Here is a 20,609-nt window from a genome sequence, read left to right as displayed (position 1 = left end):
CGGCGGCCCGCGGGGTGCGGGCCGCCGGGCGGCGGCGGTGCGCGCGGATCGTCGGGTCAGCCGGCCGTGCTCACGCGCAGGCTGCGCGGGCGCATGTCGGTCCACACCCGCTCGATGTGCTCCAGGCACTCCTCCCTGGTGCCGCGCACGCCCTGCTCGTGCCAGCCGAGCGGGACCGGCCGGCCGGCCTCCCAGAGGGAGTACTGCTCCTCTTCGTTGGCCACGACCAGGAACTGCTGCGGGGACGTCTCGTGCACGGGTTTCTCCTCGATGGGTGGAACGGTGGAAGGTGCGCAGGGAAGGGGTGAAGGGCCGCGGAGGGCCCCGCGGCCGGTCCTCAGGAGGGCAGGGCCGCCGCGAGCAGCGCCGCCAGGGCGCCGCAGTGCGGCGGTTCCACCAGGTCGTGGTGGTTGCCCGGGACCACGGCCCGCACGACGGCGCCCGTCGTGCGCGGCCGCCACGGCTCCGGGTCCACCAGCGGGGTCGCGAGTTCGGGGTGCCGCTCGGCGACCGTGAACAGGTGCAGGTCCACGCCGAGCACGGCGTCGGTCCGGTACGCGGCGGACGCCGCGCCGTTGGCCTCGGCGACCCGCAGCAGCCGGCGCAGGGCCTCCGTGGGGGAGCGGCGCGGGAGGGTGCCGTCCTCGCGGCCGCGCCGGACCAGGACCTCCAGCAGCTCCTCCTCGTCGAGTTCGCGCGCCGAGTCCGCGTCGAGCCCGGCGGCGATGCCGTACCGCAGCAGGTCCGGATCGCCGGGCCCGGCCGCCGCGCGGGGTGCCGCTCCCGGCGCCGCCGCGTCGATCAGCCCGAGGAACGCGACCTCCTCGCCGGCGGCCTCCAGCCGGGCGGCCATCTCGTAGGCGACCGTCCCGCCGAACGACCAGCCCGCCAGCAGGTAGGGGCCGTGCGGCTGCTCCTCGCGCAGGGCGGCCAGGTAGCGCTCGGCCATCGCCGGCACCTCTTCCAGAGGGGTGTCGGAGGTGTTGTAGCCGACGGATTCCAGACCGAGGACCGGCCGGTCGCCGCCGGGCGCCGCGCCGAGCTCGCGCACCAGGTCCCGGTAGCAGACGACGTCGCCGCCGCGCGGGTGCACCAGGACCAGCGGGGCCCGGTGCGGGTCGCCGTCCGCGAGCGGGACCAGCAGCCTGGCGGCCGCCGCCCCGGCCTCCGGCAGCGCCTCGCACAGCAGCTCCACGGTGCGCCGGCGGAACACCATGTTCAGCGGCAGCTCCACCCCGAACTCCCGCCGCACGGCCGCCATCAGCGCGAAGGCCTTGAGCGAATGCCCGCCGAGCGCGAAGAAGTCGTCGCGCACCCCGATCGGGGCCGTCCCGAGCGTCCGCTCCCACAGCCGGGCCATCCGCAGCTCGGTCGTGTCGCGCGGCGCCACCCGGGCCGAGCCGTCGCCGCGCGCCGCGTCCGCCGAGGGGGCGGGCAGCGCCTTGCGGTCCAGCTTGCCGTTGGGGGTGAGCGGCAGCCGCTCCAGCGCGGTGAGCACCGCCGGGACCATGTGCTCCGGCAGGTCCTGGCGCAGGTGGTCGCCGAGCGCCCGCAGGTCGCCCTCCTCGTCGCGCCAGGTCACGTAGCCGGCCAGGACGGCGTCGACGCCCGCGCCGTGCACGGTGACCGCCGCCTCCCGCACCCGCGGGTGGCGGGCCAGCGCGGCCTCGATCTCACCGAGCTCCATGCGGTGGCCGCGCACCTTCACCTGGCCGTCGGCGCGGCCCCGGTACTCCAGGGTGCCGTCCGCGAGCCGCCGCACCAGGTCGCCGGTGCGGTACAGCCGCCCGCCGACCGCGTACGGGTCGGGCACGAACCGGTCGGCGGTCAGCCCCGGCCGGCCGTGGTAGCCGCGGGCCACCCCGTCCCCGCCGATGAACAGCTCGCCGAACACGCCGACCGGCACCGGCCGCAGGGCCGGGTCCAGGACGTGCAGCCGGGTGTTGGCGAGCGCCGAGCCGATGGGCACCGGCCGCTCCCCGGCCGGTCCGGACAGCCGGTGCGCGGTCGACCACACGGTGGTCTCGGTCGGCCCGTACACGTTCCAGACCGTGCCCAGCGCCGTCCGCAGCCGCTCCGCCAGGGCGGACGGCAGCGCCTCGCCGCCGCACAGGGCGCGCACGTGCGGGGCCTGCCAGCCACTCTCCATCAGCTGGTGCCAGGTGGCCGGGGTGGCCTGGACGACCGTCACGGCCGCCGCGTCCAGCTCCTTCGCGAGCAGGGTGCCGTCCCGGGCGGTGTCCCGGTCGACGACCCGTACCGTCGACCCGCAGGTGAGCGGGACCAGCAACTCCAGTACGGCGATGTCGAACGAGGCCGTGGTGACGGCCGCGACGGTGTCGCCGGCCGTCAGCTCCAGCCGGCGCACCATGTCCCGGGTGAAGTTGGCCAGGGCCCGGTGCGGCACGGTGACCCCCTTGGGGCGGCCCGTCGAGCCCGAGGTGTACAGCGCGTACGCCAGGTGCTCCGGATCCGGCCGCACCGCCCCGAAACCGGCACCGGTCCCGGTCCCGGCCGGACCGCCGTCCCGCTCCAGCGCGTCGAGGTCCACCACCGCGACGCCCTCCGGCGCCCGCGGTACAGCGGCCCCGCCCGACACGACCAGGACCCGGGCCCCGCTGTCCGCGAGCATGTACGCGATCCGGTCGGCCGGGTAGCCGGGGTCGACGGGCACGTACAGGCCGCCCGAGCGCAGCACGCCCAGCAGCGCCGCCGGCAGCAGCACCGAGCGCTCCGCGCAGACCGCCACCGCCGTGTCCGAGCCGACCCCCAGGGCCGCCAGTTCGCGGGCCAGCCGGCCCGAGACGTCCCACAGCCCCGCGTACGTCAGGCCGCGCGCCCCGTCGTCGACCGCGACGGCCAGCGGCGCACGGGCGGCCCGCTCGCCGACGAGCTCGTGCAGCGGCCGGTCCGCGGCCGGTTCGGCCACCCCGGTCCCCGCGCCCAGCACCCGGCGCTCCTCGGCCGCGTCCATCAGCGGCAGCGAGCCGAGGGGCAGCGAGGGGTCGGCCACCGCCGCCGCGAGCAGCTCCACCAGCGCCGAGGTCATCCTCCCGACGGTCTCCCGGTCGAACAGATCGGTGGCGAACACGGCCTCGCCGTGCAGGCCCCCGTCCTCCTCGACGAAGTACAGCGAGAGGTCGAACTTCGAGGCGCCGCTGGCCAGTGAGAGCGGTGCGGCGTCCAGTCCGGGCAGCGCGGGCGGCGGCGCGGCCTCCTCGTCGAGGACCAGCATCACCTGGAACAGCGGGTTGCGGCTCAGGTCGCGGTCCGGCTGCACCTCCTCCACCAGCCGCTCGAAGGGCACCTCCTGGTGGGCGTACGCCCCCAGGGCCGTCTCGCGGGCCCGGCCCAGCAGCTCGCCGAAGCCCGGGTTCCCGGACAGGTCGGTGCGCAGCACCAGGCTGTTGACGAAGAAGCCGATGAGCGGCTCCAGTTCGGCGCGGTCGCGGCCCGCGATGGGCGAGCCCACCGCCACGTCGTCGCTGCCCGACCAGCGGGCCAGCAGCGCCTGGAATCCCGCCAGCAGCACCATGAACAGCGTCGCGTCGTGCCGCCGGCCCAGCTCGCGCAGCCCGGTCAGCAGCTCGGCGGGCAGGACGAACGGCAGCTGCTCGCCGCGCCCGGAGGGCACGGGAGGCCGCGGCCGGTCGGTGGGCAGGTCCAGCGGGGTGAGCCCGCCGAGCCGCTCGCGCCAGTAGCCGAGCGTGCCGGCCAGCGCGTCCCCGTCGAGCCGTTCGCGCTGCCAGGCGGCGAACTCCCGGTAGGAGACGGTCGGTTCGGGCAGGGGTCGGGCATCGGCGAGGGTACGGGCGCGGTAGGCCGCGAAGAACTCCCGCCAGAACACGCCCACCGACCAGCCGTCGAAGGCGATGTGGTGGGCGACGATCACGAGCAGGTGCTCCCGCGCCGCGACCCGCACCAGGCGGGCCCGCAGCGGCCCCGCCGCGGCCAGGTCGAAGGGCAGGGCGGCGTCCCGCGCCGCCAGCTCCAGCGCCCGGTCCCCGGCCGCCGCGCCCAGCTCCGACAGATCGGTGAAGACGGGGGCGAACGAGCCGGCCGGCAGCGGAACCACGCGCGCCGCCTGCGACCCGTCCGCGCCCTCCTCGATCCGCGAACGCAGCACCTCGTGCCGGGCGACGACGTCCTCCAGCGCCCCGAGCGCGGCCGCGGTGTCGAGCGCGCCGCTCAGCCGGACGGCGCCGGGCATGTTGTAGTCGGGCCGCCCCGGCTGGAGCCGGTCCAGCAGCCACAGCCGCTGCTGCCCGAAGGACAGCGGGCCGGGGCCCGCGGGCAGCGCCGGGATGTCCGAGCCCGTCGCCGCTCCCAGCGAGGCCAGCGCCCGGGCCAGGTCGCCCGCCACCGGGTGGCGGAACAGCAGCTGCATCGGGATGTCCAGGCCCAGCAGGGCGCGCAGCCGGGAGATCACCCGGGTGGCGCGCAGCGAGTGCCCGCCGCGTTCGAAGAAGTGGTCGCCGCTCCCGATCGGGCCCTCGCCGAGCACCTCCTCCCAGACCTCGGCTACCGTGCGCTCCAGGGCGGTGCGCGGGGCGACGTGCGGACGGTGCCCGCCCGTCGCGCCGGGGCCCGATGCGGGCAGCGCCCTGCGGTCGGTCTTCCCGTTCGGGGTCAGCGGCAGCGCGTCCAGCACCACGAGTGCCGAGGGCACCATCGCGGCCGGGAGGCAGGCCCGTACGGAGTCCAGTACGGCGGCCGCGTCCCCGGCCCCCTCCCGCCACACCACGTACGCGGCGAGCGCCCGGTCGGCGCCCTCCCCGTGCGCGGCCGCGACGGCCCGGCCGACGTCGGGGTGGCGCAGCAGGGCGGCCTCGACCTCGCCCAGCTCGATCCGGTGGCCCCGGACCTTGACCTGGTTGTCGCGGCGGCCGTGGAACTCCAGCACCCCGTCCGCGCGCAGCCGCGCCAGGTCGCCCGTGCGGTACATGCGGGCGCCGGGCGGCCCGTACGGGTCCGGCGGGTAGGCCTCGGCGGTGCGCGCGGGATCGCCGAGGTAGCCGCGGGCGACGCCGCGTCCGGCGATGAACAGTTCGCCGACGGCGCCCCGGGGCAGGGGTTCGAGGTGCTCGCCGAGCACCAGGACCCGGGCGCCGGGCAGCGGCCGTCCGATCGGGATGCGGCCCGCCTCGATGTCGGCGCCGGTCACCACGTGGAAGGTGGTGGTGTTGGTGCACTCGGTCGGACCGTACTGGTTGACCAGCCGCAGCCGCCCGGGCAGGCCCAGGCCGTGCGCGTCGCGGGCGAGGCCGGCGGTCAGCGCCTCGCCGGTCGTCATCACCAGCCGCAGCGCCGGTGCCGGTTCGGCGGCCGCGGCGACCAGCGGCTCCAGCATCGACGGGACGATCGACAGCAGCGCCGTCACGCCCTCGTCGTGCAGCAGCCGGGCCAGCGCGTCCGGGTCCCCGGCCTCGTCCTGCGTGGCCAGCACGATCCGGCCGCCCGTGGTCAGCGGGGCGAACAGGTCGCGCACCGACGGGTCGAAGGTCAGCGCGGTGCGGGCGAGCACGGCGTCCTGCGGGCCCAGTCCGAAGGACGAGGCCAGCGCCGCCAGGTAGCCGGTGACCGCCGCGTGCGAGACCGCCACGCCCTTGGGCCGGCCGGTGGAGCCGGAGGTGTACAGCAGGTAGGCGAGGTGCGCCGGTCCGGCGAGCGCGGGCGGGGCCGTCGCGGGCAGGGCCGCGACCGCCTCCCGCTCGGCGTCCAGGTCCAGGACCGGTACGGAGCCCGTCAGCCCGACCGGCAGACCGCCGGGCAGCCCCGCCGTCAGCGCCAGCCGGGCGCCGCTGTCCGCGAGGAGGGTGCGGACCCGCTCGGCCGGGTGCCCGGGGTCGACGGGCACGTACGCGCCCCCGGCCTTGAGCACGGCCAGCACGCAGACGACCATCCGCAGATCGCGCCCGGCCAGTACGGCCACGGCCGTCTCCGGGCCGGTCCCCAGCTGCCGCAGCCGGTGGGCCAGCCGGTTCGCGGCCGCGTCGAGCTCCGCGTAGCTGGTGGTGCGGCCCCCGCAGGTCACCGCGGGGGCGTCGGGCCGCAGCCGGGCCTGCTCCTCCACCAGCGCGTGCAGGGTGCGGGCCGGGCGCGGCGGAGCCGGCGCCGCGGTGTCCTCGCCGAGCAGCGCGGCGTGCTCCCGCGGGGAGAGCACGTCCAGCCGCGACAGCGGCGCGTCCGGGGTCTCGGCGGCCCCGGCCAGCAGCCGCAGGTAGTGGGCGCCGAACCGTTCGACCGTGGCCCGGTCGAACAGGTCGGTGGCGTACTGCACCGTACCCGTCAGACCGCCCGGGTGCTCCGTCATCGCCAGGCTGAGGTCGAACTTGGCCGTGCCGTTCGAGGTGTCGAGGCTCTCGACCTCCACGCCCTCCAGCGGCAGCGACCCGAGCTGCTCGGGGTGGAGCTGGAAGAGCACGTCGAAGAGCGGGTTGCGGCCGAGGTCGCGCTCCGGCCGCAGCTCCTCCACCAGCCGGTCGAAGGGCACGTCCTGGTGCTCGTACGCGGCGAGCGCCGTCCGGCGCACCCGGCCCAGCAGCTCCTCGAAGGCGGGATCGCCGGACAGGTCCGTGCGCAGCACCAGGGTGTTGACGAAGAAGCCGACGAGCGGCTCCAGTTCGGTGCGGTCGCGGCCCGCGATGGGCGAGCCGACCGCGATGTCGTGCTGCCCCGTGTAGCGGGCCAGCAGGGCCTGGAAACCGGCCAGCAGGACCATGAACAGCGTCGCGCCGCGCTCACGGGCCAGCCCGCCGAGCTTCTGCGCGAGCTCGCCCGGGACCTCGAAGACGAACGCGTCGCCGGCGCCGCCGCGCACCTGCGGCCGGGGCCGGTCGGTGGGCAGTTCCAGCGCGGGCAGCCCGGCCAGCGCCCGACGCCAGTGCGCGATGCCCGCGTCGGCCCCGCCGTCCGCCAGCCGCTTCTGCTGCCAGTGCGCGAAGTCGCCGTACTGCACCGGCAGGGCGGGCAGCACCGGGCGCTCACCGCGGCGCAGCGCCCGGTAGGCCCCGGACAGCTCGCGCCACAGCACCGGCATCGACCATCCGTCGCCGACCGTGTGGTGCAGCACCAGGACGAGCAGGTGCTCGTCGTCGCGGACCCGCACCACCCGGGCCCGCAGCAGCGGCGCGGAGCCCAGGTCGAAGGGGGCGGCGGCGTCCGCGTGGGCCAGGCCCAGCGCCCGCGACCGGGCCTCCTCGCGGGGCAGGTCGCCCAGGTCGGTGCGGAGCGCGGCGAAGACCTCCGGCGGCTCCACCGTCTGTACGGGCCCGAGCGGGCCCTCCGTGATCCGCGAGCGCAGCACCTCGTGCCGGGCCACGACCTCGGACAGCGCCGCCGCCAGCGCGTCGGCGTCGAGCGGGCCCCGGATCCGGGCGGCCACCGGGATGTTGTAGTCGGGCCTGCCCGGCTGGAGCTGGTCCAGGAACCACAGCCGCTGCTGCGCGAAGGACAGCGGCGCCGGCTCCCCGGCCGGCCGGGCGCCGATCGCGTCCGCGGCCGGACCGGTCGCGGCCGGGCCGTCCCCGCCCAGCGCGTCCAGCGCCGCCGCGAACCCGTCCAGCGTCGGGTGTTCGAACAGCAGCCGCAGCGGCACCCCCGTCCCCAGGCGGGCGCCGAGCCGCGACACGGCGCGGGTGGCGCGCAGCGAGTGCCCGCCCAGCGCGAAGAAGTCGTCGTGGCGGCCGATCCGCCCGGTGCCCAGCACCTCGGCCCAGACGGCCGCCGCCAGCTCCTCCGTCGCGGTCGCCGGGGCCGCGAACTCGGCCCGGACCACGCCCTCCTCGGGCGGGGCGGGCAGGGCCCGCCGGTCCAGCTTGCCGTTCGGGGTCACCGGCAGCGCGGCCAGCGGCACGAACGCCGAGGGCAGCATGTACGCCGGGAGCCGGGCCGCGAGCGCGCGGTGCAGCTCTCCGGCCTCGACGGCGGTGCCCGCCACCGGGACCACGTAGGCGACCAGGCGCTGCTCGCCCGGGGTGTCCTCGCGGACCAGTACGGCGGCCTGCCCCACCTGCGGGCAGCGGGCCAGCTCCGCCTCGATCTCGCCCGGCTCGATCCGGTGGCCGCGGATCTTGACCTGCTGGTCGGCGCGGCCGAGGTAGTCGACGGTGCCGTCGGGCCGCCGGCGGGCCAGGTCGCCGGTCCGGTACATGCGCGCGCCCGGCGCGCCGTACGGGTCCGCGGTGAACTGCCGCGCCGTCAGTCCGGGGCGGCCGAGGTAGCCCCGGGCCACGCCGGTGCCGCCGATGCACAGCTCTCCGACGGCGCCTTCCGGCACCGGGCGCCCGCGCTCGTCCAGCACGTACAGGCGGGTGTCGTCCAGGCCGGTCCCGATCGGCACCCGGCCGTCCACGGCGGCGCCCGCCCGCGCGTCCAGCCGGTGCCGCACGGCGAAGGTGGTGGTCTCGGTCGGACCGTACGCGTTGACCAGGACGGTGTCGGGGGCCTGCGCCAGCGCGCGTCCGAAGGCGTGCGGGGAGGCGGCCTCGCCGCCCGTCCACACCTCCCGCAGCCGGGCCAGGAGCCCGGGGCTCTCCTCGACCACCAGGTTGAACAGGGCGGCGGTGAGGAACAGCGAGGTCACCCCGTGCTCCTCCACCAGCCGGCCGAGGGCCGCGGTGTCCACCCGGCCGGGCGGCGCCATGACCACCAGGCCGCCGGACAGCAGCGGCGCCCACAGCTCGTACGTCGAGGCGTCGAAGGACAGCGGCGAGTGCGCCAGCACCCGGCGGTGCGCGTCGAAGGAGGAGTCCCGGGCGAGCGCGGCGACGTTGGCGTGGGTGACGCCGATGCCCTTGGGCTCGCCGGTCGAGCCGGAGGTGTACATCACGTACGCCAGCTGGTCCGGGTCGCAGGGCGCCGCCTCGGCGGGCACCCCGGCCAGCGGGGCCGTCGCGTCGAGCACCGCGACCGGAGAGCCGGTGACCGCCGGGTGGCCGGCCGTCGCCGGATCGGTGAGCAGCAGCCGCGCGCCGGTGTGCTCCAGCATCCAGTGCAGGCGGGCGACGGGGAAGCCCTCGCCGAGCGGCACGTAGAGGCCGCCGGCCTTCAGCACGGCCAGGATCGCGACCGGCAGGTGGACGGAGCGCTCCATCAGCAGGGCGACCGCGGACTCGGGTCCCACGTCGGCGGCCGTCAGCCGCGCCGCCAGCAGGCCCGAGCGGGCGTCGAGTTCGGCGAAGGTGAGGCGCTGCGCACCGCACACCACGGCGTCGGCGCCGGGCGTGCGGCGGACCTGTTCGGCGAACAGCTCCACCAGGGTGGCCGGGGCGAGGTCGGGGCGCTCGGCCCCGTGCCCCTCGCCGGCCAGCCGGGCGGCCGTCGCGGCCGAGGGCAGCAGCTCGGCCAGCGGGCGGGCGGGCTCCCGGGCGGCGGACGCCAGCAGCTCCAGGTAGTGGGCGAGGAGCAGTTCGGCCGTGGCGCGGTCGAAGAGGTCGGTGTCGAAGACCAGGGAACCGGAGCAGGTCTCGGCGCCCTCGGCGACGAAGACGCTCAGCTCGAAGAGGGAGCCTCCGAAGTCGGTGCGGACGCTCTGCGCGCTCAGCCCCGGCAGCCGCAGTCCGGCCGTCTCGTCCTGCGCCGACGCGAACGTCACCTGCACGAGCGGGTTGCGGTCGCCGACCCGCTCCGGGCGCAGGTGCTCGACCAGCCGGTCGAAGGGCACCTCCTGGTGGTCGTACGCGTCCACGGCCCCGCGGCGGACCCGGCCGAGCAGTTCCTCGAAGCCGATGTCGCCGGACAGGTCGGCGCGCAGCACCACCGTGTTGACGAAGAAGCCGACCAGGGACTCCAGCTCCACCCGGTCACGGCCGGCCACCGGTGTGCCGACCGCGATGTCCGTCCGGCCGCTGTAGCGGGCCAGGGTGGCCTGGAATCCGGCGAGGAGCGTCATGAAGAGGGTGGCGCCGCTCCGCTCGGCGACGGCGCGCAGGCGGGCGGTGAGCGGCGCGTCGAGGGTGAACTCCAGGCTCGCGCCGTCGCCGCTGCGGCGGGTGGGCCGGGGCCGGTCCGCGGGCAGCTCCAGCGGCTCCAGGCCGCTCAGGCGCTGCTCCCACCAGCGCAGCTGCCCGTCCATGGCACCGCTGTCGAAGCGCTCGCGCTGGGTGCGGGCGTACGTCTGGTAGTCGACGGGCAGCGGTACGGACAGCGGGGCGCGGCCCTGCGACAGGGCCGCGTAGCCCTCGGACAGCTCCTGCCACAGCAGGCCCATCGACCAGCCGTCGGTGGCGATGTGGTGGACGACCAGCACCAGCAGGTGGTCCTCGGCGCCGAGCCGGATCAGCAGGGCGCGCAGCAGCGGCCCGGTCGACAGGTCGAAGGGCCGGCGGACCTCCTCGCGGGCCAGCCCGAGGGCCCGCTCCTCCAGATCGGCCAGCGGTCCGGCGCCCAGGTCGAGCAGCGGCAGCGGTACGGCCTGCGGCGCGGGCAGCACCACCGGGTGCGGGACGCCGTCCCGCTCCTCGAAGACGGTGCGCAGCGGCGCGTGGCGCGCCACGACGGCGGTCAGGCTCCGGCGCAGCGGCTCCGGCCGGACGGGGCCGCGCAGGCGGACGAGCTCGGGGATGGCGTAGCCGGGGGTGCCGTCCGCCATCCGGTCGACCAGCCACATCCGCTCCTGGGCGAACGAGGCGACGGGGGCGGCGTCGGGGGCGTGGCCGGGGGCGCCCGGAACGGCGTCGGGACCGGCCTCGGGGCCGGTGGCCGGCGAGGCGTCGAGCGCGGCGCGCACCTTGCGGCGCAGCAGCTCGCGGGCGGCGGCCAGCCGGCTGTCGACGCCGGCCGGCAGGCTCTCCTGGGTGGTCACGAGGTCTCTCCCTGAAGTACGAGTGAAGGAACGGCGTCGGCGGACGCGCAGGACGAGGGGGGTGCGGCGGGCTCGGGGAGTTCGACGAACTCCTGCGACACCGCGTCGAGTTCGGCCAGGAGCGCCGTCTCGACGGCCGCCGCGAGCGCGGCGACGGTGCGCTGTTCGAAGAGGGTGTGCAGGGGCAGGTCCAGGCCGAGGGACTGCCGGAGCCGGGCCGCGACCCGGGTGGCGCTCAGCGAGTGGCCGCCCAGGGCGAAGAAGTCGTCGTGCCGGCCGATCCGCGGCGCGTCCAGGACGGCCGCCCAGACCATGGCCACCAGCTCCTCGGTCTCCCCGGCGGGCGGTTCGTACCCGCTCGCGCCACCGGGGGCCGCCGCGGGAGCCGGCAGGGCCCTGCGGTCGAGCTTGCCGTTGGCCGTCACGGGCAGCCCGTCCACGACCACGAGCACCGGCACCATGTACTCCGGGAGCGAGCGGGCCAGTTCGGCCCGCATCGCCTCCGGGTCCGGCACGGCGCCGGGCTCCGGGACGACGTACCCGACGAGCCTGCGCTCGCCCGGCACGTCCTCGCGGACGACGACCGCGGCCCGTCCGGCGCCCGGCAGCCGGCCGAGCGCCGTCTCGATCTCGCCGAGCTCGATGCGGAAGCCGTGGATCTTGACCTGGTCGTCGGTGCGGCCCAGGTACTCCACCGAGCCGTCGGCCCGGAACCGGGCCAGGTCGCCCGTGCGGTACATGCGCGAGCCCGGCGGCCCGAACGGGTCCAGCGGGAACCGCTCCGCGGTCAGCGCGGGGCGGCGCAGGTAGCCGCGGGCCAGGCCGGCGCCCGCCAGGAACAGCTCGCCCGCCACGCCCACGGGGACGCGGCGCCCCCGGGGGTCGAGCACGTACAGCGAGGTGTTCCAGATCGGACGGCCGATCGGCACCGGGCCGGCGTCCTCGCGGCGGCAGTCCCAGTGGGTGACGTCGACGGCCGCCTCCGTGGGCCCGTACAGGTTGTGCAGCGGGACGTCGAGCACGTCGAGGAACCGGTTCTTCAGCTCCTCCGGCAGCGCCTCGCCGCTGCACACGACCCGGCGCAGCGACCGGCAGCGGCCCGCGTCCGGGTCCTCCGCGAACGCCGCGAGCATCGACGGCACGAAGTGCACGGTGGTCACCTCCTCCTCCCGGATCACCCGGGTGAGGTAGGCGGGGTCCTTGTGGCCGCCGGGCTCGGCGACCACCAGCACCGCACCGGCCAGCAGCGGCCAGAAGAACTCCCACACCGACACGTCGAAGCCGAACGGCGTCTTCTGCAGCACCCGGTCGTCGGCGCCCAGCCGGTAGCGGTCCTGCATCCACAGCAGCCGGTTGACGATGGCCGCGTGCTCCACCACGACGGCCTTGGGCCGCCCCGTGGACCCCGAGGTGTAGATCACGTACGCGGGGTGCGAGGGCAGCGGCCGCGGAGCGGGGACGGGCCCGTCGTCCACCCCGTCCGCCTCGTGGAGCGCGCCCGGGTCGAGGCGGGGCAGCCCCGCCGCGGCCGGCAGCGCGTCCGCGACGTCGCCGGTGGCGAGCAGCAGCACGGGCTCCGCGTCGGACAGCAGGTACGCGATCCGCTCCGCCGGCAGCGAGGGGTCCACCGGCAGGTAGGCGGCGCCCGACTTCAGCACGGCCAGCAGCGCCACCACCATCTCGGTAGACCGGTGCAGTGCGACCGCCACGATCCGCTCCGGACCGGCGCCGCGCACCCGCAGCGCCCGGGCCAGCCGCTCGGCGCGGGCGTCGAGTTCGGCGTACGAGAGCCGCTCGCCGCGGAAGACCGTGGCGGGCGCGCCCGGCGTCCGCGCGACCTGCTGCTCGAAAAGCTCCACCAGCGTGGTGTCGGGCACCGCCGCGGCCGTGTCGTTCCACGCGCCGAGCAGCCGGTGCTGGTCGGCGGAGAGCAGGTCCAGCTCGCCGACGGCCGTGTCCGGGGCGTCGGCCACGGCCGTCAGCAGCCGCTCCAGCGCGTCGCCGAGGCTGCGCGCCGTCCGCGCGTCGAGGGCATCGGTGCGGTGGTCCAGGTGGAGCCGCAGCCGCTCCCCGGGCAGCACGACGAGGTTGGCGGTGTAGTGGGTGGCGTCCGAGCCCTCCACGCCGGTCAGCCGCGGACCGCCGGCCAGCTCCCGCATGGACTCCAGGTCCAGCGGATAGTTCTCGACGACGACCGTGGTGTCGAAGAGCGTGCCCAGACCGGCCGCCCGCTGGATCGCGGCCAGCCCGGTGTGCTGGTGGTCCATCAGGTCGGCCTGCTCGTCCTGGAAGCGGGCGAGCGCGGCCAGCAGCGCTTCGTCCTCGCGGACGCGGAAGCGCACCGGAAGCGTGTTGATGAGCAGCCCCACCATCTCCTCGATGCCGGCGACGTCGGCGGTCCGCCCGGAGACGGTCCCGCCGAACACCACGTCCGCGCGCCCGGTCACCCGGCCGAGCAGCACCGCCCAGACGCCCTGGACCACGCTGTTGAGGGTGATGCCGGCCGTACGGGCCCGGGTCGCGAGCCGGGCGGTCAGCTCCGCCGACAGCTCCACGGAGAGCCGTTCGGGCAGCGCGTCGATCCGGTTCGGGTCGGCCGCGCCCAACAGGGTCGGCTCCGCCAGCCCGGCGAGCGCGCCGCTCCACGCCGCTTCGGCGGCGGCGTGGTCCCGGCGGGCCAGCCAGTCCAGGTGGGAGCGGTACGGGACCCCTTCCGCGACCGGAGCCGCGGGCTCGGGGCCGGCGAGGCCGGCGTAGCCGGTGAGCAGCTCCCGCAGCAGGACGGCCGAGGACCAGCCGTCCCACAGGATGTGGTGGTTGGTCATCACCAGCCGGTGCCGGCCGGCGCCGAGACCGACCAGGGTGAAGCGGACCAGCGGCGGCCGCTCCAGGTCGAAGCGGCGCTCGCGGTCGGCCGCGAGGAGCCGCCGCCACGCGGCCTCCCGCTCCCCGGTCCGCAGCCCGCCCAGGTCCACGGCCTCCCACGGCGCGGCGGCGTCCGCGACGACCACCTGCACCGGCCGGTCGAGGCCGCGGTCGGTGAAGGCGGAGCGCAGGGCGGTGTGGCGCCGCAGCAGCAGGGCGCACGCGGCGCGCATCCGGTCGGCGTCCACGGCGCCGTCCAGGGTCAGCACGATCTGGCCGGTGTAGGCGTCCATCGCGCCGGTGTCGAAGGCGGCGTGGAAGAACAGCCCCTCCTGGAGCGGGGAGAGCGGCAGGACGTCGGCGAGACCGGGGTAGCGGACCGCCAGGGCGTCCACGTCCGGCTGCGCGAGCCGGACCAGCGGCAGGTCGCGGGGGGTGAGCCGGAGCGCCCGCGCGGGCCCCGTCCATCCGGCCAGCAGCCGCAGCGCCGCGCCCCACGCCTCGACCAGGGCGGCCGCCTCCGCGTCGTCCAGCAGCGCCTGCGGCCAGGCCACGACGGCGGTGAGGGAGGGGCCGTCGGAGCCGTCCACGGCCATCGCGTCGATCTGGAGGCAGTGCTCCACGGGCATCGCAGGGTCGGCGCCGGCGCGCAGCCCGCCCGTTGTGGGGGCCGGGCTCCACGGCGATCCGTCGGCCCCGGCGAAGCGGCCGAGGTAGTTGAACAGGATACGGGGCCGCGGCAGCGTGGCCAGGACGGCGGCGGTCCCGGGGTTGAGCCGGCTCAGCAGGCCGAAGCCGGTGCCGTGGTCGGGCACGGCGGCCAGCGCGTCGTGGACCCGGCCGACCAGCCCGGCCAGCGCGTCACCGCCGCCGTCCGCCGCCGCGAGGTCGAGCCCGCGCAGGTCGAAGCGGACCGGGTACTGGGTCGTGAACCAGCCGACGGTGCCCGCGAGGTCGTACCGGCCGGTGCGGTCGGCGCGGCCGTGGCCCTCCAGGTCGACCAGCAGCGACCCGGGCGCGGCGCCGGGGCCGCTCGCGCCCACCCGGTGCGCGGCCAGGGCCAGGCCGGCGAGGAGCACCTCGGTCGGCCCGGTGCGCAGGGCGGCGGGCACCCGGGCCAGCAGCGGTCCCGCGACCTCGGCCGGGAGATCGAGCGTCAGGGTGCGGGTGGTGCCCGCGGTGTCCCGGACGGGATCGGGCACCCGGTCCCAGGACGCGGCGGGGGCCGGGGCGGCCGGGGCAGGACCGCGACGCCCGGCGCCGTCGGGGCCGCCCGTGTCGTCGGAGTCGGAGCCGGGGTCCAGCACCGCCTGCCAGAAGGGGAGTTCGGCGAGCACCTCGGGGGATCGGGCCTGGACCTCCAGGTGCTGCGCCCAGGCACGGAACGGGACCGGCACACCGGCCGCCGGGGCCGGGCGGCCCGCCGCGAGGGCGTCCCACGCGGCGGCGAGGTCGGCGGTGAGGACGCGCCAGGACACCCCGTCGACCGCCAGGTGGTGCACGCAGAGCAGCAGCAGGCCCGGGCCGTCGCCGGTCCGCAGGCGCACCGCCCGCAGCACCACCCCGGCCGAAGGGTCGAGCGCGGCCTCCGCCCGGCGCACCGCGCGGTCCACGTCGGCCGCGTGGCCCGGGTCGCCCGCGGCGGCCACCACGGCCGTCCCGTACAGGCGCGACACGTCCACCGATCCGGGCGCGCCGAACGTGCACAGCGGGCCCTCGGGCCCGGCGGCCACGGTGAGCCGCAGCGCGGCGTGCCGGTCGACGACGCTCCGCAGGACCCGTACCAGGGCGCCGTCGTCCGCGCCCTCGGGCAGCGTCAGCACCATGGACTGGCTGAACCGGCCCACGGGCCCCGGCCCGTCCAGCAGCCAGCGCATGACGGGCGTGGCCGGGAAGGTGCCGTGGTCCTCGACGGCCGGACCGGTGTCCGCGGCGTCCGCCCCGCGGCGCGGTCCGCCCACGGCCGCGGCGAGGGCGGCCGCGGTCTTGTGCGCGAACACGTCGCGCAGGGTGAAGGAGAAGCCGTGGGCGCGGGCCCGGCTGGTCAGGCCGAGCGCGGTGATGCTGTCGCCGCCGAGCTCGAAGAAGTTGTCGTCCGGGGCGGCGGTGAGTCCGAGCGCCTCGGAGAACAGTGCGGCGAGTTCCGTCTCCACGGCCGTGTACGCGCGCCGCGGACGGTCCGCGCGGACCGCGGGCTCCGGCACGTCCAGCCGGGCCCGGTCCACCTTGCCGCTCGCGGTGAGCGGCAGCCGGTCCAGCGCGACGAAGGTGTGCGGGACCATGTAGCGGGGCAGCGTGAGCGCCAACGCGTCCTTCAGCGGCCCGCCTTCGGGCGCCGGGCCGCCGGACGGGGGCGCGACGAAGGCGACCAGCCGCCGGGTGCCGCCCGGGGCCTCGTGGACCACGACCGCGGCCTGGCCCACCGAGGGCTGCCGGCCCAGGGCCGCCTCGATCTCGCCCAGCTCGATCCGATGCCCGTTGATCTTCACCTGCCGGTCGACGCGGCCCAGGAACTCCAGTTCCCCGCCCTGTGACCAGCGCACGAGGTCGCCCGTCCGGTACATCCGCGCCCCCGGAACACCGGAGAAAGGGTCGGGCACGAAGGCGTCCGCCGTCAGGGCGGCCCGCCCCGCGTACCCGTGGGCCAGCCCCTCGCCCGCCACGCACAGTTCGCCGGTGGCGCCGGGCGGCAGCAGCCGCAGCCCGCGGTCCACCACGTAGGCCCGGTGGTTGGCCATCGGCCGCCCGATCGGCGGGATCCGGCCGTGCGACGGCGGAGCGACGCGGTGCATCGTGACGGAGACGGCGGCCTCGGTCGGCCCGTACGCGTTCCAGACCTCGCGGCCGTCCACCGCCCAGCGGTCCACGGCGTCGCCGGAGGGGGCCTCGCCGCCCGTGGAGAGGAAGCGCAGGGCGGGCAGGGCGGCCGGGTCGAGCAGCGGCAGGAGGGCGGGCGGCAGGTCGGCGACGCTCACCGCGTGCCCGGCCAGCAGTGCCTGGAGCCGGTCGACGTCGACCCGCTCCGCGTCCGTGGCCAGCACCAGGGCGGACCCGCTCAGCAGCGCGCCGAACACGTCCAGGACGGACACGTCGAAGGAGAGCGAGGCGAAGCCGAGGAACCGTTCGGGAGAGCGGTCCGCGTCGCCGTCCGCACCGGGCGCCGGCGCGGGCGCCACGCCGGCCAGCGCGAGGTGCCCGCGCACGAAGTCCGCGGCGGCGGCGTGCGGCACGGCCACGCCCTTGGGGGCGCCCGTGCTGCCCGAGGTGTACAGCAGGTACGCGGCGCTGTCCGCCGGCACGCGCACGCCCCGTCCGCCCGGCCCGCCGGCGGACCGGGCGCCCGCGTGCACCACGGACGGCAGTTCCCCGGGGAGCCGCTCGCGGGTGCCCGGCTGGGCGACGACCGTGCGCAGGCCCGCGTCGGCCACGACGTACGCGATCCGCTCCCGCGGCAGCGCGGGGTCGAGCGGCACGTAGCAGCCGCCGGCCTTCAGGACGCCGAGCAGCGCCGCGACCATCGCGGGGGAGCGCTCCACGCAGACGCCGACCGGGGTGCCGGGCGGCACGTCCGGTCCCAGCCGGTCCGCGATGTCCTGCGCCCAGGAGTCCAGTTGGCGGTAGGAGACCTCCTCGCCCGCGCACACCACGGCGACGGCGTCGGGGGTGCGGGCCGCGGCCCGCTCGAAGAGCGCGTGCAGCGGGAGGCGGTCGGAGGCCGGGACGGGAGCGGCGCCGCCGTCGCCGAAGACGGCGAGGCGGGCCCGGTCCCCGTCGGTCAGGAAGGGCAGCGACCCGACCGTCGCGTCGGCGTCGGCGGCGGCGAGCGCGACCAGGAAGCGGGTGAAGCGCACCCGCAGGGCGTCGAGTTCGTCGCGGCCGGTGTCGGCCGCGTCGCCCTCGGCCTGGACGGTCAGCGGGCTGTCCCCGCCCCGGTCGTAGACGTTGAGCGAGACGTGCTCCACCGGGCCCACCGAGAGGTTGTGCGCGGAGGCGGGGGCGCCGGCGAAGGACAGCTCGTAGTCGAAGGACATGAGGTTGACGGAGGCCGCCCACAGTCCGGGACCGGAAGCCGCACCCGCGGCCCCGGACGCGCCGCCCTCGGCGCCCGCACCGCCCCGCAGCTCCTCGATCCGGTAGCGCTGGTGGCGCAGCGCCTCCTTGATGCCGGCCGAGGTCCGCCGCACCAGCTCGCCGACCGGCATGCCGTCGGTCACGGTCAGGCGCAGCGGCAGGACCTTGGAGAACATGCCGCGCGTCCGGCGGGCGTCCGCCGTGGTGCGGCCGGTGACGGGCAGCCCGAGGACGACGTCGTCGCCGCCGCCGGCCCGGTGCAGGTGGGCCGCGGCCGCGGCCATCACCAGCGCCGACCAGCGGGTCCCGTACCGGCGGGCGGCCTCGCGCAGGGTGCGGGCGTCGGCGGGGTCCAGCTCCCCGCTCACCCGCACCGCCGTGCCCGAGGGCCTGGCCGGCTCGCTGCCGGTGAAGGAGGCCGGCCCGGGGGCGCCGGCCAGCTTCGCCCGCCAGAACTCCCGGTCCTCCGCGAGCCGTCCGGAGCGCGCGTACTCCTCCTCCTCGGCCACGATCCGCTCCCACGGCGCGAGGTCCGCGGTCGGGACCGGGGCGCCGGCCGCCAGCGCGGAGTAGACCTCCGCCGTCCGGCGCGCCAGCATCGAACCGGTGACCCCGTCGGCGACCACGTGGTGGTAGGCCTGCATCCACCGGTAGGTCCGCGGCCCGGTCCGCACCAGCAGGTGCCGGGCGATGTCGCCCGTCGCCAGGTCCATCGGCCGGGCGAGCTCGGCGCGCATCAGCCGCTCGGACTCGCCGTCCGGGTCGGGGCAGCCGGTGACGTCGACCGTGTCCATCCGCGACGGCGGCGGGCCGGCGGGCACCTGGCGCACCACGCCGTCCTCCTCGGCGAAGCGCACGCAGAGCGACCCGGTCTCCGCGACCGTCCGGCGGACCGCCTCCGCGAGGAGGCCGGGCTCCACCGTCCCGCGGATCTCCAGGTACTCGCCGATGGTGTAGTCGAGGCGCGTGGGGTCGAGCTGCTGCGCGAACCAGACGCCGTTCTGCGGCGGGGTCAGGGGCAGCGGCCCGCGGTCGTGAATGGCCATGCGGTGGTCAGTCTCCTCAGTCGGATCCGTCGATCGACGACGACGTCACGCCACTGTCCGCGACCGCCCTGAGCACCCGAAAGTCCCACGAATACGCCTCTTGACGCCGCCCCCGCCGACGCCGGAAAACCCCGGTACCGCGATCCCGTGACACGGCGCGCGGACGCGGCCGGCACGGTCGGGCCGGCCGTGCGGTCGGGGGTCCTCCGGCGAGGGGGGTGGCCGACGGTGCCGCCGCACCGCGCGGTGGATCATCTACTGACACCACCGCACGACCACCGCACCACAGGAGGAACCATGGAACCCCACGTGACGGACCGCCCGGAGAAGTCCCGGTACGAGGTCCTCGCCGGCCAGGACGGCGCCGAGACGGCGGGATTCGCCGAGTACTTCCTCTCGGAGGGCGAGATCGCCTTCATCCACACCGAGACCGAACCCCGCTTCGCCGGCCAGGGCCTCGGCGGGCTGCTCGCCCGCGGCGCGCTCGACGACGCCCGGGCGCGCGGGCTGGCCGTGCTGCCGTACTGCCCGTTCATCCGGGGCTGGATCGGCAAGCACCCCGAGTACGCGGACCTGGTGCCCGAGGCGCGCCGCGCGCAGTTCGGCCTCTGAACGACGCACCCGCCGCCCGCCCCCACCCGGCCCGTGGGGCGCGGGCGGCCCCGTCACACGCCGTGCGTGCCCGCCTGCCACTCCCGGGGCGACATGCCGTAGGCGGCGCGGAAGGCCCGGCTGAAGTGCGAGGGGTTGACGAAGCCCCAGCGCTGCGCGACGGCCGCCACGGCCGGAGCCGACCGCGAGGGCCGGGCCAGGTCGCGCCGGCACCGCTCCAGGCGCTCGCGCCGGATCCACCGGCCCACCGTGGTCCCCTCGGACTGGAACAGCTTGTGCAGGTAGCGGACCGACACGTGGTTCGCGGCCGCGATGCCCTGCGGCGAGAGCTCCGGATCGCCCAACTGCCTCAGTGCGTACTCCTTCACGCGCGCCAGCATGCCGCGGGCCGCCTCCGACGCGTGCGGGTCCAGCCGGCCCTGCCGTTCGCGGACCAGGACGGCCAGCAGGTCCCCCGCGGTCAGGGCGAGCTGCCGTCCCGTGTACGGGTCCAGGTCCGCCGCCCGCTCCGACAGCCGCAGCAGGTACCCGGCGACCAGGCCCGCCGTCCCCGCCTCGCTGCTGAAGACGGTCCCGGTGACCGCCCCCAGGTCGGAGTCCGACACCCCCAGCCCGGCCTTCGGCACCCGGAACGCGGTGAACCGGAACGGGTCCGGCTGCTCCCGGCGGTAGGGCCGCCCGGCGTCCGAGCAGGTGAAGGTCCCGGGCCGGACCAGGGCCTGGCGGCCGTCCTGGGTGAGCCGCGCGGTCCCCCGGTGCTGGAGGGTGACCGTGATGTACTCCGCGCCGCCCCGGGAGATCAGGCGCTGGTCGCGGGCGACCGTCTGCGGGCCCGCCTCGACCACCGAGACCTGGAGGGGACCGAGCCGGTCGCTCACGATCGTCCCCACCGAAGGCGCGCCCCCGTGCAGGGCGACGTCCAGCGGTATGAACGTGTCGGAGACCAGGCTGTGCCAGTAGTCCGCCCGGGCGGACGCCGGCAGCGGCGCGGTGGAAAGGACGACGGACACCGTGACTCCTCAGGTGCGGTCAGCAGGACGCTCCGCCTCGGGAACGTCGCGACGGAGCGGAACGGGCGGCCGACGGCCCGGTCCCGCCCCCAGTCTCCGACCGCCTGCCGCCCGCGCCGTCCGTCATGTGACTTACGCTCTGCCCCGACCGACCGACCGACGGCTGTCGGAAGCCGGGCAGGCGCGCGCAGGGGCGGCCGC

At 77.0% G+C, this 20,609-nt stretch carries 5 protein-coding genes; 1 reads left to right on the top strand and 4 read right to left on the bottom strand.

Annotated elements, in window-relative coordinates; translation table 11 throughout:
- Positions 1–56: 56 nt before the first annotated feature.
- The 3 genes from CP968_RS04320 to CP968_RS04310 all read right to left on the bottom strand — a co-directional run bounded on the left by CP968_RS04320 (position 57) and on the right by CP968_RS04310 (position 18,786).
- Positions 57–257: an MbtH family protein gene (locus tag CP968_RS04320; protein WP_150516715.1), complete on the bottom strand. Its 201-nt coding sequence runs from the start codon at positions 255–257 to the stop codon at positions 57–59.
- An 80-nt stretch (positions 258–337) separates the two neighbouring features.
- Positions 338–10,804, bottom strand: a complete 10,467-nt coding sequence (locus CP968_RS04315) for an amino acid adenylation domain-containing protein (RefSeq protein WP_150516714.1) — start codon at positions 10,802–10,804, stop codon at positions 338–340.
- A complete protein-coding gene (locus CP968_RS04310) occupies positions 10,801–18,786 on the bottom strand; it encodes a non-ribosomal peptide synthetase (protein ID WP_150516713.1) in 7,986 nt (2,661 codons plus the stop codon). The genes CP968_RS04315 and CP968_RS04310 overlap by 4 nt, the downstream gene beginning before the upstream one ends.
- Positions 18,787–19,083: 297 nt before the next feature.
- On the opposite strand from CP968_RS04310, the gene CP968_RS04305 reads away from it, so the two are divergent.
- On the top strand, positions 19,084–19,398 hold the full coding sequence (locus tag CP968_RS04305) for a GNAT family N-acetyltransferase (protein ID WP_150516712.1): 315 nt from the start codon (positions 19,084–19,086) through the stop codon (positions 19,396–19,398).
- Positions 19,399–19,451: 53 nt separating this feature from the next.
- Here the strand turns inward: CP968_RS04305 and CP968_RS04300 are convergent, their stop codons facing one another.
- Positions 19,452–20,408, bottom strand: a complete 957-nt coding sequence (locus tag CP968_RS04300; RefSeq protein ID WP_150516711.1) for a helix-turn-helix domain-containing protein — start codon at positions 20,406–20,408, stop codon at positions 19,452–19,454.
- Between the last annotated feature and the right edge of the window lie 201 nt (positions 20,409–20,609).

The sequence above is a fragment of the Streptomyces subrutilus genome (genome assembly GCF_008704535.1).
In the GTDB taxonomy this organism is placed as follows: domain Bacteria; phylum Actinomycetota; class Actinomycetes; order Streptomycetales; family Streptomycetaceae; genus Streptomyces; species Streptomyces subrutilus.
The sequence above is the reverse complement of the archived record's forward strand: the minus strand, read 5'-3'. Positions and strand labels throughout refer to the sequence as shown.